Annotated in this window: 12 protein-coding genes; 4 read left to right on the top strand and 8 right to left on the bottom strand. The window is 76.1% G+C overall.

Annotated elements, in window-relative coordinates; translation table 11 throughout:
* Nucleotides 1–105: 105 nt before the first annotated feature.
* The 3 genes from ACFVVU_RS28935 (at nucleotide 106) to ACFVVU_RS28925 (ending at nucleotide 3424) form a co-directional block, all read left to right on the top strand.
* The gene (locus tag ACFVVU_RS28935; RefSeq protein WP_380682792.1) at nucleotides 106–1416 is read left to right on the top strand and encodes a glycosyltransferase family 4 protein; all 1311 of its coding nucleotides are present in this window, start codon (nucleotides 106–108) and stop codon (nucleotides 1414–1416) included.
* A 155-nt stretch (nucleotides 1417–1571) separates the two neighbouring features.
* Nucleotides 1572–2345, top strand: a complete 774-nt coding sequence (locus ACFVVU_RS28930) for a methyltransferase domain-containing protein (RefSeq protein ID WP_355362005.1) — start codon at nucleotides 1572–1574, stop codon at nucleotides 2343–2345.
* The gene (locus ACFVVU_RS28925) at nucleotides 2342–3424 is read left to right on the top strand and encodes a prenyltransferase (RefSeq protein ID WP_380682790.1); all 1083 of its coding nucleotides are present in this window, start codon (nucleotides 2342–2344) and stop codon (nucleotides 3422–3424) included. The genes ACFVVU_RS28930 and ACFVVU_RS28925 overlap by 4 nt, the downstream gene beginning before the upstream one ends.
* A gap of 94 nt (nucleotides 3425–3518) precedes the next feature.
* Here ACFVVU_RS28925 and ACFVVU_RS28920 read toward each other — a convergent pair whose 3' ends face one another.
* The 5 genes from ACFVVU_RS28920 to ACFVVU_RS28900 form a co-directional block, all read right to left on the bottom strand.
* Entirely contained in the window at nucleotides 3519–4478 is a 960-nt protein-coding gene (locus ACFVVU_RS28920) for a hypothetical protein (RefSeq protein WP_380688675.1), read from the bottom strand.
* Nucleotides 4479–4700: 222 nt separating this feature from the next.
* Nucleotides 4701–5696, bottom strand: a complete 996-nt coding sequence (locus ACFVVU_RS28915) for an N-acetylmuramoyl-L-alanine amidase (RefSeq protein ID WP_387793246.1) — start codon at nucleotides 5694–5696, stop codon at nucleotides 4701–4703.
* A gap of 94 nt (nucleotides 5697–5790) precedes the next feature.
* Nucleotides 5791–7125, bottom strand: a complete 1335-nt coding sequence (locus tag ACFVVU_RS28910; RefSeq protein WP_380688677.1) for a hypothetical protein — start codon at nucleotides 7123–7125, stop codon at nucleotides 5791–5793.
* Between the two features lie 232 nt (nucleotides 7126–7357).
* Entirely contained in the window at nucleotides 7358–8017 is a 660-nt protein-coding gene (locus tag ACFVVU_RS28905; protein WP_355361996.1) for a class I SAM-dependent methyltransferase, read from the bottom strand.
* Between the two features lie 239 nt (nucleotides 8018–8256).
* A complete protein-coding gene (locus tag ACFVVU_RS28900) occupies nucleotides 8257–9627 on the bottom strand; it encodes a M48 family metalloprotease (RefSeq protein ID WP_387793181.1) in 1371 nt (456 codons plus the stop codon).
* Nucleotides 9628–9799: 172 nt separating this feature from the next.
* On the opposite strand from ACFVVU_RS28900, the gene ACFVVU_RS28895 reads away from it, so the two are divergent.
* Entirely contained in the window at nucleotides 9800–10891 is a 1092-nt protein-coding gene (locus ACFVVU_RS28895) for an alcohol dehydrogenase catalytic domain-containing protein (RefSeq protein WP_387793179.1), read from the top strand.
* A gap of 73 nt (nucleotides 10892–10964) precedes the next feature.
* Here the strand turns inward: ACFVVU_RS28895 and ACFVVU_RS28890 are convergent, their stop codons facing one another.
* From ACFVVU_RS28890 to ACFVVU_RS28880, 3 genes are all read right to left on the bottom strand, one after another.
* Nucleotides 10965–11138, bottom strand: a complete 174-nt coding sequence (locus ACFVVU_RS28890; protein ID WP_380687499.1) for a hypothetical protein — start codon at nucleotides 11136–11138, stop codon at nucleotides 10965–10967.
* A 292-nt stretch (nucleotides 11139–11430) separates the two neighbouring features.
* On the bottom strand, nucleotides 11431–13446 hold the full coding sequence (locus tag ACFVVU_RS28885; RefSeq protein WP_387793177.1) for an alpha/beta fold hydrolase: 2016 nt from the start codon (nucleotides 13444–13446) through the stop codon (nucleotides 11431–11433).
* Nucleotides 13443–14396, bottom strand: coding sequence for a hypothetical protein (locus ACFVVU_RS28880; protein ID WP_387793175.1), 954 nt, complete (start codon nucleotides 14394–14396; stop codon nucleotides 13443–13445). The genes ACFVVU_RS28885 and ACFVVU_RS28880 overlap by 4 nt, the downstream gene beginning before the upstream one ends.
* Nucleotides 14397–14505: the final 109 nt, after the last annotated feature.

Below are 14505 nucleotides of genomic sequence, written 5' to 3'. Positions count from 1 at the left end.
AGGTCTCTCATTGTTCACATGGTCACCGGTGGACTCCGCACCCACTGAAACCTGATCTACTTTACCGACCGGCAGCACAGACAGCAGCAGAGATGAGGGCCGACGATGACCGCGCAGCCGCTGCGGATTGCCCTGCTCTCGTACCGCGGCGACCCGTTCTGCGGCGGCCAGGGCGTGTACGTACGGCACCTCTCCCGTGAGCTGGCCCGCCTCGGCCACCACGTGGACGTGATCGGCGCCCAGCCGTACCCCGTCCTGGACGAGGTCGAGGGGCCGGGCTCGGTCCGGCTGGTCGAACTGCCCAGCCTGGACCTCTACCGGGCCGACGACCCCTTCCGCACCCCGGCGCGCGAGGAGTACCGGGGGCCGGTGGACGTCCTGGAGTACCTGACGATGCGCACCGGCGGCTTCCCCGAGCCGCTGACCTTCTCGCTGCGGGCCCGTCAGTACCTGGCCGCCCACCGCGGCCGCTACGACGTCGTGCACGACAACCAGACGCTCGGCTACGGCCTGCTCGGCCTGGAGCGCCACGGCTTCCCGCTGGTCACCACGATCCACCACCCGATCACCGTGGACCGCAAGGTCGAACTGGACGCGGCCACCGGCCGGCTCAAGCGGCTGTCGCTGCGCCGCTGGTACGCCTTCACCCGGATGCAGCGCCGGGTCGCCGCCCGGCTGGACCACATCATCACCGTCTCCGGCACCTCCAAGCGCGAGATCGCCGAGCACCTGGGCGCCGCGCCGCACACCGTCTCGGTGGTGCCGATCGGCGCCGACACCCGGCTGTGGTCGCCGTCGGACGAGGTGGCGCGGGTGCCCGGACGGATCGTCACCACCTCCAGCGCGGACGTCCCGCTGAAGGGCCTGGTGCACCTGGTCGGGGCGCTCGCCAAGGTCCGCACCGAGCGGGACGCGCACCTGGTCGTGGTCGGCAAGCCGCAGAAGGAGGACGGGCCGATCGCCCGCGCCGTGCGCGCCTTCGGGCTGGAGCGGCACATCGAGTTCCGGCACGGCCTGACCGACCGTGAGCTGGTGGACCTCTACCGCTCGGCCGAGGTGGCCTGCGTCCCCTCGCTGTACGAGGGCTTCTCGCTGCCCGCCGCCGAGGCGATGGCCACCGGCACCCCGCTGGTCGCCACCACCGGCGGGGCGATCCCGGAGGTCGCCGGCCCGGACGGCGAGAGCTGCCTGGCGGTGCCCCCGGGCGACCCGGACGCGCTGGCGTCGGCGCTCGGCCGGCTGCTGGACGACCCGGAGCTGCGCGCGACGCTCGGCGCGGCGGGCCGGGAGCGGGTGCTGGCGCGGTTCACCTGGGAGCGCGCCGCCGAGCTGACCGTCGAGGGCTACCGGGCCGCGATCGCCACCGGGGCCGGGAGCGCGGCCCGCTCCGGCCCGGGCTGGCGCTACGTGGCCTGACGGCGCGTGCCGGCGTGCGGCCGGACGGCGGTCGGCCGCACCCGCTCGGACGGCGCGCGCCGCCCTGCCCCCGCCCCGTACGCGCGCCGTACGCCCCCGCGATGTCTCTGACCCGGCGTCAGGAACCTTGGGTACCGAAGGAATGGGAGTCCGCAGTGCTGACCGTTGATTTCTCGCGCTTCCCGCTCGCCCCCGGCGACCGGGTGCTCGACCTGGGCTGCGGCGGGGGGCGGCACGCGTTCGAGTGCTACCGGCGCGGGGCCAATGTGGTCGCCCTCGACCAGAACGCCGAGGAGATCGCCGAGGTCAGGAAGTGGTTCGCCGCCATGGAGCAGGCCGGCGAGGCGCCCGAGGGCGCGTCCGCGGTCGCGATGGAGGGCAACGCGCTGGCCCTGCCGTTCGAGGACGACCACTTCGACAAGATCATCATCTCCGAGGTGATGGAGCACATCCCGGACGACAAGGGCGTGCTCGCCGAGATGTTCCGGGTCCTCAAGCCCGGCGGCCTGCTCGCCGTCACCGTGCCGCGCTGGCTCCCCGAGAAGATCTGCTGGGCGCTCTCCGACGAGTACCACGAGGTCGAGGGCGGCCACATCCGGATCTACCGGGGCGACGAACTGCTCGACAAGCTCAAGGACGCCGGCCTGGAGCCGTACGGCACCCACCACGCGCACGCGCTGCACTCGCCGTACTGGTGGATCAAGTGCGCGGTCGGCGTCGACAACGACAAGGCGCTGCCGGTCAAGGCCTACCACCAGCTGCTGGTCTGGGACATCGTCGGCACCCCCGTCATCAGCACCCTCACCAAGGCCGCCGAGCGGGCGCTCAACCCGGTCATCGGCAAGAGCTTCGTCGCCTACGCCGCCAAGCCCCACCGGGCCGGGGCGTCGCGCGGCACCGCCGACCGGGCAGCGGGCGGGGCGGAGTGACCGCCGCCGTCCCGGAGGTCCTGCTGCTGGAAGGGGTGCTGGACGCCGAACAGGCCGCCGACACCGTCCGCAGCATCCTCGCCGAGCAGCAGCCCGACGGCGCCGTACCGTGGTTCCGCGGCCACCACCTCGACCCCTGGGACCACACCGAGGCGGCCATGGCGCTGGACACCGCCGGCGAGCACGCCGCCGCCGAGGCCGCCTACCGCTGGCTGGCCGGGAGTCAGAACCCGGACGGCTCCTGGTACGCCGCCTACGCCTACGGCCGGCCGGACCACGCCGACGGCGAGGTGTGCAACGCGGCCAAGGAGACCAACTTCTGCGCCTACGTGGCCGTCGGCGTCTGGCACCACCACCTCTCCACCGGCGACGACGCCTTCCTGGACTGGATGTGGCCGACCGTCCGGCGCGCGCTGGACTTCATCGTCGCCCAGCGGCTGCCCGGCGGGCCGATCGCCTGGCGGGTCGACGAGCACGGCGCGGCCACCGGCGAGGCGCTGCTCACCGGCTCCTCCAGCATCCTGCACGCGCTGCGCTGCGGACTGGCCGTCGCCGACTACCTGGAGGAGCCGCAGCCCGACTGGGAGCTCGCGGCCGGCCGGCTGCGGCACGCCGTCACCCACCACCCCGAGCGGTTCCTGGACAAGGACCGCTACTCGATGGACTGGTACTACCCGGTGCTCGGCACCGCGCTGCGCGGCCCGGCCGCGCTGGAGCGGATCGCCCGGGACTGGGACCGCTTCGTCGTCCCCGGCCTGGGCGTGCGCTGCGTCAGCGACCGCCCCTGGGTCACCGGCGGCGAGAGCGCCGAGCTGGCCATGGCGCTGTGGGCGGTCGGCGAGTCCGACCGCGCGGTCGACATCCTGCGCTGGATGCAGAAGCACCTGCGGCACGTCGACGGCTCGTACTGGACCGGGTACGTCTTCGAGGACGACGCGATCTGGCCCGAGGAACGCACCACCTGGACGGCGGGGGCGCTGCTGCTGGCGGTCGCGGCGCTCGGCGGCCACCCGGCGACGGTCTCGGTCTTCGGTGGCGAGGAGCTGCCGGCCGGGCTGGTGGTCCAGGACTGCTGCTGACCGCCCGGCGGCACCGACGCCGAAGGGGCGGGACCGGAGGGATCCGGTCCCGCCCCTTCCGGTGCGGCGGTACGGGCGTCGCGCGCTCCGCGGGTCAGCCGCGCTGGATGCCCGAGGTGTCGGCCAGCACGCCCTGGGTGCCGTCCTGCAGCTGGGCGACCAGCGCGGTGCCGCGCTGCTCGACCGCCAGGTACCAGGTGCCCGGCACGAGTTCGCCGACCGGCGCGCCGGCCGGGTTGTCCTTCGGGGCCAGCTGGCGCGGCGCCGGGACGGCGAACCAGAACGGCGCGAAGTCGGCCGCCGGGGCCGGCTGCGGCTGCGCGGCCTGCTGCGCGGCGGCCTGACGGGCGGCCTCGGCCTCGGCGGCCTGCGCGGCCGCGGCCTGCTGGGCGGCGACGTCCTGCGGCTGGCCCTGCACCGGCTGACCGGGCTGGCCGGCCTGCGGGGCCGGGTAGCCGTAGCCGCCGGGCTGGCCGCCGAACGCCGGGGCCGGCGCCTGGCCCGGGTCCTGGCCCGGGCCGGGGTAGCCGTACTGGCCGGGCTGTCCGGGCTGGCCCGGGGCCGGGTAGCCGCCGGGCGGGAAGGCGGCCGGGGCGGCCGGACGGTCGGTGACCAGCGGGGTCTTGAGCACGGGGAGCAGCTGGCCGCCCGCGGCCGCACCGGCCAGCACGATCAGCGCGATGACGGCGAGCCAGGCGCCGATGCCGTGGCCGATGCCCTTCAGGCCGCCGCCGAGCGACCACAGCGCCGCCCAGAGCGCGGCCACCGAGAAGGCGATGCCCCACTGGTCCAGGCGCAGGCCGAGGATCTGACGGTTCGCGGCCGCCTGGCCCTGGAAGCGCTGGACCAGGATGAGGGCGGCGGCGAGGATGCCGAGCAGGAAGACCGAGGGCAGGACGGGGAACAGGACGCTGTCCCAGGCGTTCGTCGAGGTGTCGCCGCAGTACTTGCCCTTGCAGTCGACGGTCCAGTACGGCAGGAAGGAGGCGATGAAGAGCAGGACGGCCGCACCTGCGACGGCGGCGTCTCCCTTGGTGAGAGCGCGCAGATTCACTAACGTTCCCCTCGTTGGTGTGTCGTGGTCGGCGGTTTTCGATTCGGCGCTGGGCCGGTGTGGTGTCGGCGCCCGCCGGTCGGCTGACCGGCCGGAAAACCCCGAACGGACCAGAAGCCTAGGGCCAACGGCCGCGCAGGTGCACGGCAGGGCTCGGGAATGGGGCGAAGTCGTTGCAAACTGCGCGCTTCCGGCCCTCGGCCACCGCGCCCCGGCGGGCTCCTACCGGGCGGTCAGGAACGCCGTCAGCGCGTCGGCGATCCCCTGGGCGGCCTGCTGGCGCCACTGAGGATCCGTCATCCGGCGGGCGTCCGTCGGGTTGCGCATGTTACCGCACTCGACGAACACCTTGGGCACGGTCGAGAGGTTGAGCCCGCCCAGGTCGGAGCGGGTGTCCAGGCCCTGGCTCGCGGTGTAGTCGGCGTACGGCTCGCCGGTCGCCGCGTGGAAGCTCTCGCGCAGCAGCAGGCCCAGCCGGTGCGAGGGGTCGACGATCGCCGAGGTGTTCGCCTTTCCGGCGACCACCTTGGCGGGCATGATCACGTGGAAGCCGCTGCCGTTCGCCGGCCCGCCGTCGCCGTGGACGGAGACCGCCGCGTCGGCGCGGGCGGTGTTGCCGATCCGGGCGCGCTCGTCGATGCACGGCCCCCAGGGGCGGTCGCCGTCGTGGACCAGCACCACGGTGGCGCCGCGGGCGACGAGGAGCGCGCGGGTCCGGCGGACCACGTCCAGCGAGTACTCGGCCTCGGTGTAGCCGGCGTTGGTGCTGGTGCCGGTGGTGTCGCACTCCTTGCGGGCGTTGCCGATGTCGACCTGGCGGTTGATCTCGGAGGTGTGGGCGGAGTTCCCGGTGTTGTGGCCGGGGTCGAGCAGGACGGTGCGGCCGGTCAGGGTGGTGGCCGCCGGGGCGGCGGGGAGCGCGGGGAGCGCGGGGTCGGTGGGGGTGGTGGACGCCGTCGCGCTCGGGGTACCGGTCGTACCGGTCGTGTCGGTGGGGTCGGTCGGGCCGGTGCTCGCCGGGCCGACGGCCTGCGGGGCGGCGTCCGGTGCGCTTCGGTCGGGGTCGCCGACGGCCTGCCAGCCCAGCCAGCCGGCCACGCCGAGCGGAGCCAGCACGCCGACCACGGTCACCGTGCGCAGCAGCGCGGACCGGCGCCGGGGCCGGGGCCCGTCCTGCTCCGCCGGGCGGGGCGGGGCGGCGGGCGCGGGGTCGTCGATCGGCTCGATCGGCTCGGCCGCTTCGAAAGGTTCGGCCGCTTCGGTCGGTTCGAGGGGCTCGGTGGGGTGCTGGGTGGTGCGCGTCACGGGTGGGTCAGATCCGGTCCTGGGTACGGGCGGTGAGTCCGAACTGGTCGGCGATCGTCTTCCACTTCGCCACGAAGTCCTTCTTCGCCTGGGTGGCCTGCGGGTTGAGCTCGTCGGCGCGCTTCTTGTCGGCGGTGTTCGGGGCGCTGCCCGAGCAGCCCTGGGCGGCGACGGTCCGGGCCCAGCTCGCGTACGCCCGGTCGATGTCGGCGGACAGCTGCCAGGCGGACTTCAGCGACTGTACGGCGTCCGCGCCGCCCGGCAGGTCGGTGACACTCAGGGTGGCCAGCTTGGTGAGCAGCTGGTCGCGCTGCTTGGCGCCGCTGTCGAAGACCTGAGCGGCGGTGTCGATCTCCGGCTTGGCCGGGCAGCTGTTCACCTTGGCGACCGCGTTGCCGATCGGGGCCTTGGCGCTCTCGCCCTGGCTGAGCAGCTCGTCCAGCGCCTTCGCCTGGGACTGCGCGTTGGGCCCGCCGGCGGAGTCGGTCGGGCTGGGCGTCGCGCTCGCCGCCGCGGTGTCGGAGGCGGCCGGGGTCGGCGCACCGGCGGAGCCGTTGGGGGCCGGCGCGGGCGGCGGGTTCCCGGAGGCGTCGGCGCCGGCCGTGGCGGAGGCGGACGGGGCCGCGGGGCCGGCCTGGTCGGTGCTGGAACCCTTGTCGCGGACCGCCCAGAGGATGCCGCCGCCCAGGGCCAGGACGAAGAGCAGGGCGAAGGCGATCAGCAGCGGTGCGCGCTTGCCGCCGCCGTCGTCGTCGGGCTCCGCGTAGTCGGTCGGGTAGTCGTGCTGCGGGTAGGTCTGCTGAGGATAGGGGTGCTGGGGGTAGTCGGGCTGGGCGTAATCGGGCTGCGGGTAGCCGGGCTGGCCGTAGCCGGGCTGGCTGGGGGCGGGCTGGCTGGGGGCCGCGTGGCCGGGGTGGCCGGGGTGCCCGTACGGGGCCTGGCCGCCGTAGCCCCGCTGGGGCGGGGGCAGGAACGGGGGCTGCTGCGGGGCCTGCGCCTGCTGCTGCGGGTGGGGCGCGCCGTAGGATGCGCCGGCGCCCGGGGTGGCCTGCGGGAACGCCGGGACGGTCGGGGGCGGCAGCGAGCCGGGGGCGGCGGGCCGCGGCGGCACCGGCTGCGGGATGACGGCCGTCGGGGCGTCGTCGGCGGGCGGCCCGGCCGGCGACTGCGCGGGGTGCGGCGGTGCCGGCTGCGGCGGCGCGGCGGGGGCGGTCGGCGGCGCGGCGGGAGCGGTGGAGGCGCTCGGGGCGGGGGACTGCTGGGGACCGCGCACCCAGCCGCCCGCACCGCCCCGGGCGGTCGGGTCCCAGACCGCCGGTGCGGTGTTCTGCTGGTCCGTCATCTGTGCTGGCCCCCACGGTCGGCCCGGGTGCGCTCCGCCCGGATGTTCTGCTGGTGTCATGCGGCCGTGCCGCGACGCGGGCGTCCGCGATCGCGCGGACACCGTACCGTTCGCGCTCCCGCCCGGCAGCCCCGGCACGACGTTAGAGCATCCGTGATCGCCCGTGGGGCCGGTCGGCCGATTCCGGACACCCGTGCGGGGGCGGCGGGCGGAGCGCGGTCGGGGCCGGGGATCAGCCGGTGGTGGCGCGGCGGCGCAGGACGCGCAGCGACCCGGTCACCGAGACCTCCTCGAAGCCCTCGGCCAGCGCCCGCAGGTACACCCGGTACGGCGCCTGGCCGCCGTCGGCCGGGTCGGGGAAGACGTCGTGCACCACCAGCAGGCCCTCCGGAGCCAGGTGCGGCGCCCAGCCCTCGTAGTCGCCGGTGGCGTGCTCGTCGGTGTGGCCGCCGTCGATGAAGACCAGGGCGAGCCGGCCGCCCCACAGGGCCGCGATCTGCGGCGAGCGCCCGACCAGGGCGACCACGTGCTCCTCCAGACCGGCCGCGTGCAGGGTACGGCGGAACCGGGGGAGGGTGTCCATCCGGCCGACCTCCGGGTCGACCAGGGTCGGGTCGTGGTACTCCCAGCCGGGCTGCTGCTCCTCGGAGCCGCGGTGGTGGTCGACGGTCAGCGCCACGGTGCCGGCCTCCCGCGCGGCGGCGGCCAGCAGGATCGCGGAGCGGCCGCAGTAGGTGCCGATCTCCAGGACGGGCAGCCCGGTCCGGCGCGCGGCGGTCACCGCGGCGGCGTACAGCGCGAGGCCCTCGTCGACGGGCATGAACCCGGTCGCGCCCTCGAACGCGGCCAGCACCTCGGGCTGCGGGCGCGTGGTCTCCAGGAGGTCGGACATGGTGCTGCTCCTCGACGGGTGGTCTGGTGTTCCTGCTCGCCGTCGGACCCTACTCGACGGTACGCCCCCGCCCCACCCCGTGGCCCCGCCCGGCCCCGGGCCCCTCTTCCCGCCCGGGCCCCGCCATCAGTGGACCGGTCGACCTGTCTCCGCCTCGCGACAGTGCGCTGCGGAGAGGAGCGCGGAGCAGGAAGTCGGACCGGCCGACTTCCTGCTCCGCGCGGTAGCGGTAGCGGCGGTCAGCCGGCGAGGAGGGCGCGGGCGATGCGGGTGCGGTGCGGGGCGAGCTCGGCGGCGACGGCGGCGGCCTCGTGCGGCGCGCAGGTGACGGCCGCCGGGAGCGTCGCACGCCGGGTGAGGAGCGCCAGCCGCAGATGGGTCGGCGGGTGCGAGGCGTCCACGGTGTGGCCGTCCCGCCGTGAGCGGCGGAGCAGCCGCTCGCGCTCCAGCGGCGGGATCGCCGCCAGGTGCTCGCGCAGCTGCGGCCAGAGCTCGGTGACGTCCGGCCCCGGAGCGGCGTCCCGCCGGCCGGAGCGGGGCCGCGACTGGATCTCGGCGCGCAGCCGCATGGTCACCGTCGCGGTCGCCGGCCCGAGCAGCAGCGCCCCCAGCATCCCGCGCGCCGCCGCGGTGGACGCGACCCGGGCGCCGAGTTCGTCGGCCCGGTACTCGGCCTGCTGCCCGGCGCGCGCCGTCAGTCGGTCGAGCAACAGGTAGGCCCGGTAGGGAAGTTGGCTGACAAGATGCAGGAAGGCGTTGCCCATGAAGTCCCCGATCAGCGACAGCAGCGCGATCACGCCGTACCCTCCCCGGGACCGGTCGGCGGGCCGGGCGAGCTCGTACCAGTGCGCCAGCGCCCGCATCGCCGAGCCGAGCCACAGGCCGCGCCGGTTGTCGCCGTTGACCTGGTGGGCGAGTTCGTGCCCGAGCAGCGCGAGCCGCTGCCCGTCGTCCAGCGCCTCCCAGAGCGGCAGGCCCAGGGTGAGCACCGACGTCCGGCGCAGCCCGACCACCGCCATGCTCGCGTTGAAGTCCTCGGTGACCCGGATCACCCCGACCGGCGGCGCCCCGAGCTCGGCGGCGACCCGGTCGGCCAGCCCGTACAGCGCGGGGGCCTCGGAGCGGCTCAGCACGCCCGCGCCGCTCGGCACCCGGCCGAGCCGCGGACGGAGCAGGAAGGCGACGGCGAGGAGGAGGGCGCCGAGGCAGCGCACCGTCGTATTGCCGGTGACGAGCAGCAGGCCGGCCGCCCCCGCGACGACGACGGTGACCGCGTGGACGGGGAGGGCCAGCGCCGAGGCGGTGAGCCAGTCCCGCCGGGTGGTGTCGGTGCGGCCGTCGGCGACCTCCTCGAACAGCCGCTCGGTCCGCTCGGCCGCCGCCCGTTCCCGGGCCAGCTCCTTCGTGGACCTGGCGCAGTCCTCGGCGGCCTCCTCGGCGGGGACGAGGTTCCACTCGCACGCCGGGCACCAGGCGGTGAACCGGGGGTCGGGGTCGATCGGCCCGGAGCACGTCGGGCAGGAGAGCGGGCGCACGGCGGAGGCGGTCGGCGCCGGCGCCGACGTCGTCGGTGCTGCCGACGACGGTGGGGGAGCGGTGGGGTTGGGCACGGCGGATGATCATGCCAGGCGCCACGGACCCGGGGAACCCTTGGATTCCGTTGGGATTCCGCAGCGTTCCACCGGCCGGGGAGACGTGGTGGAACGTGTTCCACCCACCCCTTGGACGCCGTGTCAGAATCTGCCGGACCAGCGATCCGAGACGGACCCGGGAGCAGCCCCCATGCGCGCAGCCATCCTGCACGAGACCGGCCAGGAGACGCTCGACGTCCGCGACGACGTCGAGGCCGTGGGCTTCGGCCCCGGCAAGGTGCGGGTCCGGCTGCGCGCCGCCAGCCTCTGCCACTCCGACCTGTCCGCGATGAGCGGTGTCCTGCCCCAGCCCGCACCGTTCGTGCCCGGGCACGAGGGGGCCGGGGACGTCGTCGAGGTCGGCGAGGGCGTGACGGACATCGCCGTCGGCGACCGCGTCGTGCTCTGCTGGATGGCGCCCTGCGGCCGGTGCGCGCACTGCGAGCGCGGCCGCTCGCACCTCTGCGTGGCCAGCCTGCGGCGGCTCGGCGCGCCCGGCTTCCGCTACGGCGCGGACGGTGGCGGGCGCGGCGAGGCGTCCGGCTTCTACGGCACCGGCACCTTCGCCGAGGAGGTCGTGGTCGAGCGCGACGCGGTTCTCCCGGTGCCCGCCGACCTCCCCTACGACCTGGCCGCGCTGATCGGCTGCGGCGTCACCACCGGCATCGGCGCGGCCGTCCACACCGCGCGGGTCGAGCCGGGCGCGTCGGTCGCGGTGATCGGCGCCGGCGGTGTCGGCGTCGCCGCGGTGCAGGGCGCCCGGGTCTGCGGCGCGGGCCGGATCGCCGTGGTCGACCCGGTGGTCTCCCGCCGGGAGCGGGCACTGGCCTTCGGCGCGACCGAGGCGCTCGCCCCCGAGGAGCTCAAGGCGGTGGCGAAGGGCCTGCCGGGCGGCGGCTTCGACTACGTCTTCGAGGCGGTCGGCCGCTCGGCCACCGTCCGGGCCGGGTACGGCGCGGCCCGGCGCGGCGGCGCCGTCGTGGTGATCGGCGCCGGGGCGCAGGACGACCTCGCGAGCTTCAGCATGGGTGAGCTGTTCTTCAACGAGAAGCGGCTGCTGCCCTCGCTGTACGGCGGCGCGCCGCTGACGAGCACCGTCGCGCTGGTGGTCGACCTGTGGCGGGCCGGGCGGATCGACCTGGCGGGGATGATCACCCACCGGGTCGCGCTGGCCGACGTCAACGACGCGCTCGCGCAGATGCGCGGCGGCGAGGCGCTGCGGACGGTCGTGACGCCGGGCTGAGCGCCCCGCCCGGGGCCGGGTGCGCGACGAGGCCCGCCGGAGGGCTCCGGCGGGCCTCGTCGGGTGGTGGGGCTCAGCCCCGGTCGTCTCCGGCGGCACGGTGGCGGCCGTGCGGATCGGCCTCGGGGCTGTCGTCGGCTGCGGACCGGCCGCGGTGACGGCCGTGCGACGCGGTGTCCTCGGCCGTGGTCTCGTCGGCGTCGGTCCCGCTGGCGGGTCCGGTGGTGTCGGTGAGGGTGTCGGACATCAGAATCGTCTTTTCCTTGCGAGGGTGCAGGTGTATCGGCGCCCGGCCGGCACATCGCGGGCGCGGTCGGGGCATGGCCGGTGATCGCGCCCGCACCCCGGCCGCCACCCTAACCGCCGGACCGGGCGAGATCCTATCGAGATCATGACGGCCATCCGGGGAACGGCACGGCCCCGAACGGTCCCGAACACGCACCGGGCACGGCACTGCGACACCCGGGCGGTGGGGCGCTGCGGAGTGGGAAGTCGGCGGATCCGACTTCCTGGGCGGGGGAGATGCCGGGGTGGAATGCTCAGCCCGGGCGGCCGGTGCGCAGGAAGGTGGCGAGCAGCTCGTGCAGGACCGCTCCGCCCTCCTCGGCCAGGACCTCGTGTCCGGCGCCCGCCGCCTCGACGTAGCGGAAGTCGGTGCCCTCCGTGCGTCCGATGCGCAGCAACTCGTGGCGCAGTGAACGCGATTGGCTCACCGGGACGACCTCGTCGCGGTCGCCGTGCACGATCAGCAGCGGTGCGCCGATCCGGTGCGCCAGCTGGAGCACGTCGCGCGGTCCCCGGGCGTCCGCGATCGGCTCGCCGCCGCCCAGCCGGGTGGTCAACGCCCGGACGGAGGAGGACGCTTCGGCCAGGAGCCGGCCGCCGGAGAGGAACGGTGCGACGACCGCGCAGCGCGTCACCTGGCCGGCCGGCGCGTGTGCGGCGGCGAGCAGGGCGAGGAACGCGCCGTAGCTGACCCCGAACAGGGCCGGCGGCTCCAGGCCGAGCGCCGCGCGCTGACCGGCGACGGCCTCCAGCAGGTGCAGCACGTCGTCGAGGTCGGGCCCGCCCCAGGTGCCCCGGATGGCCATCGCGTGCGCCAACCCGTAGCCCGTGGAACCGCGTTGGTTCGGCGCGAGCACCGCCAGGCCCTCGGCCGCCATCCGCTGCAGGGCCGGATCGAACTCCAGTCGCCAGGCGTCCGCCGGGCCGCCGTGCAGGGCCAGCACCAGGTGCGGACTGCTCAGCCAGGCGTCCCCGCCGTACACCACGGCCTCCAACGGTCCTTCCGGTCCCGCGAGTTCGATGCTCTGGGCGGGGCGCCACCGGCCGCCGTCACTCGGCTCGGCGGACCCGTCAAGACGCCAGCCGGGCGGCGGCGCCGAGGTGTTGGCGCGTCCGACGGCGCCGGGCCGCCAGGGTGGCACGGTGTCCCGCCACGGTCCGGGCAGGCCGGAGCCGAGCGGCGCCAGTTGCAGCGGGAGCGGCACCGGCACGGGGCCGGACGCGGCTCCGGCCGGGACGTGCGCCAGCAGCGCGTCCACGTCCAGCGTGGCGAGTGCGGTCGGGTGGTCGGGCGCCGAGTACGGCACCCGCAGCCCGCCCGCCGACCAGTGCCCCACCGCGCCGAGCCGCCCCGGCGGGACGGGCAGCGGGTCCAGCCGTCCGGCGGTCGGCCGCCACAGGGCGAGCGAGCAGCCCGCGCCGTGGTCGACCTGGACGGCCACCCGGGGCCCGTCCGCGTCCGGTCGCAGCGCCACCGGTCGCAGGAACATGCCCGCGACGTGCAGGGCTTCCGGGAACCGCAGCGGTTCGCCGCCGCCCAGCACGCCCCAGCCGATCCGGTCGGTGCCGGGTGCGTCGCTGCGCACCATCGCGAACCGGCTGTCCGGGTCGAACAGCACCAGCCGGTCGTTGCTGTGGCCGCCGATCTCCAGCAGCGGGGTGACGGTGCCGCTGCGCAGGTCGAGCACCACGGTGCGGACCAGGCCGTCGCGCACCCGGTCGAGCGCCAGCAGCGCGCCGGTGCGGTCCAGCCAGACGCCGCCGCCGTGCAGGCCCGGGATCTCGGCGACCTGCTGCGGCGCGGATCCGTCGGCCCTCACCAGCCAGACGGTGGTGGCCGGCCGGGTGTCGCTGCCCAGGGCCACCGCGACCGGTGCGCCGGGGCCGGACGGCGCGCCCTCCGGGAGCGGCAGCAGGCGCAGGCCGGGCATCCTCAGTGTGGTCAACGGCCGCTCAGCGGTGACGGCTTGACCGCTGGGGTCGGTGTCGGGGCGGAGCGTCACCAGCTGCTGTCGTTCGCCGTCGTGCCGGCAGACCAGCGCCGAACCGTCCGGCAGGGCAACCAGTTGTGAGCGGAAGCTCTCGAAGCGGTTGCCCGGCAGTCGCAGGCCGGTCGGGACGGCGGGTCCGTCCAGCGGGAGGCGCCAACTCTCCACGTACCAGCCGCCGTCGGCGGCGGAGGCCAGGCAGGCGGCGTGGCTGCCGTCGGCGGCGAAGGTGAAGCCGAGCCGGCGCAGTGCCTGGGTGGCGGCGCGGGCGGCCACGGTCATGCCGCCACCGTCCCGGTCGGGTCCGGGGCGGCGGCGAGCCGCTCCAGGCCCTGCTCGGGGGCACGGCAGCCGGGGGTGCCGGCCGCATCGGCGCGGCTGCCGGCCCGGCTGCCCAGCGGCTCTCCGGCGATTCGTTCCTGCACGAGGTGGAGCGCGTCGTCCTGTTCGACGGGTTCGACCGGGCGCGGCGCCGGTTCCCGGCCCTCCGGGCGGGCGAGCGGGTCGGCCTCGTGCCGCAGCGCGGCGCGCGCGTCCGCGCCGGCGTGGTCCACCTCGATGTGCGCGCGGGTCTGCCTGACCACGACCTCGGCGCCGCCGTCGGTCTCCCGGCCGCGGAGGACGCCGCCCTTGGCGCCGTGCCGGATCGCCCCGGTGACCACGTACCGCCCGGCCGGCAGCACCCCGCCGCTGCCGCGCCGCCGCGGCGTCGCCCGGCCCGCGCCCGGCCGGTACGGGCGGTCGGAGAGCACCGCAGGACCGGGCAGGCCGTCGGTGGCCCGGTGCAGCGCGGCGGCCGGCCGCCGGAGCCGCGGTTCGCCCCCCGGATGGACGGTGATGCACCTTCCGGCCGAACCCCGTGCGCTGTCGCGCGAGTTGAGTCGGTGCAGCTGCGCCGGGCCGGCCGCGGACCTGAACGCGCACGGGTCCTCGGCGAGCACCTCGGTGACGGTCGCGAGCACCGCGCCGCCGACCGCCGAGGCGGCGCTGACGTGCGGCTTCCAGCCCTCGTCGGGGAGCTCGCCCGCGGACGGCCCGGCCGTGCACCAGAAGCCCTCGACGGTGACCCGCCAGTCGGCCTGCCCGCCGACCCGCGCGTCCCCGCCGCCTCCCCGGCCTCCGGTGACGGCCGGCGCCGTCCGCGTCGGCTCGGGCCACCGGTCGGCCGCATCCGGCCCGTGGCCCGCCGAGTCCGTTCCTCCGGCCGTACGAAACGATGTGCTCGCCACCATTCGCCACCACATCCCTTCGTCCGGTGCCGGCGCGCCCCGTCGGTGCCCACTGCTCCGGCACCGGGGCGCGCGGCCACGGCCTGACATCGGTTCCTCGGAACTGCCCGGG

The sequence above is a fragment of the Kitasatospora sp. NPDC057965 genome, assembly GCF_042887135.1.
Classification (GTDB): Bacteria; Actinomycetota; Actinomycetes; order Streptomycetales; family Streptomycetaceae; genus Kitasatospora.
This window is presented reverse-complemented; position numbering and strand designations above follow the sequence as displayed.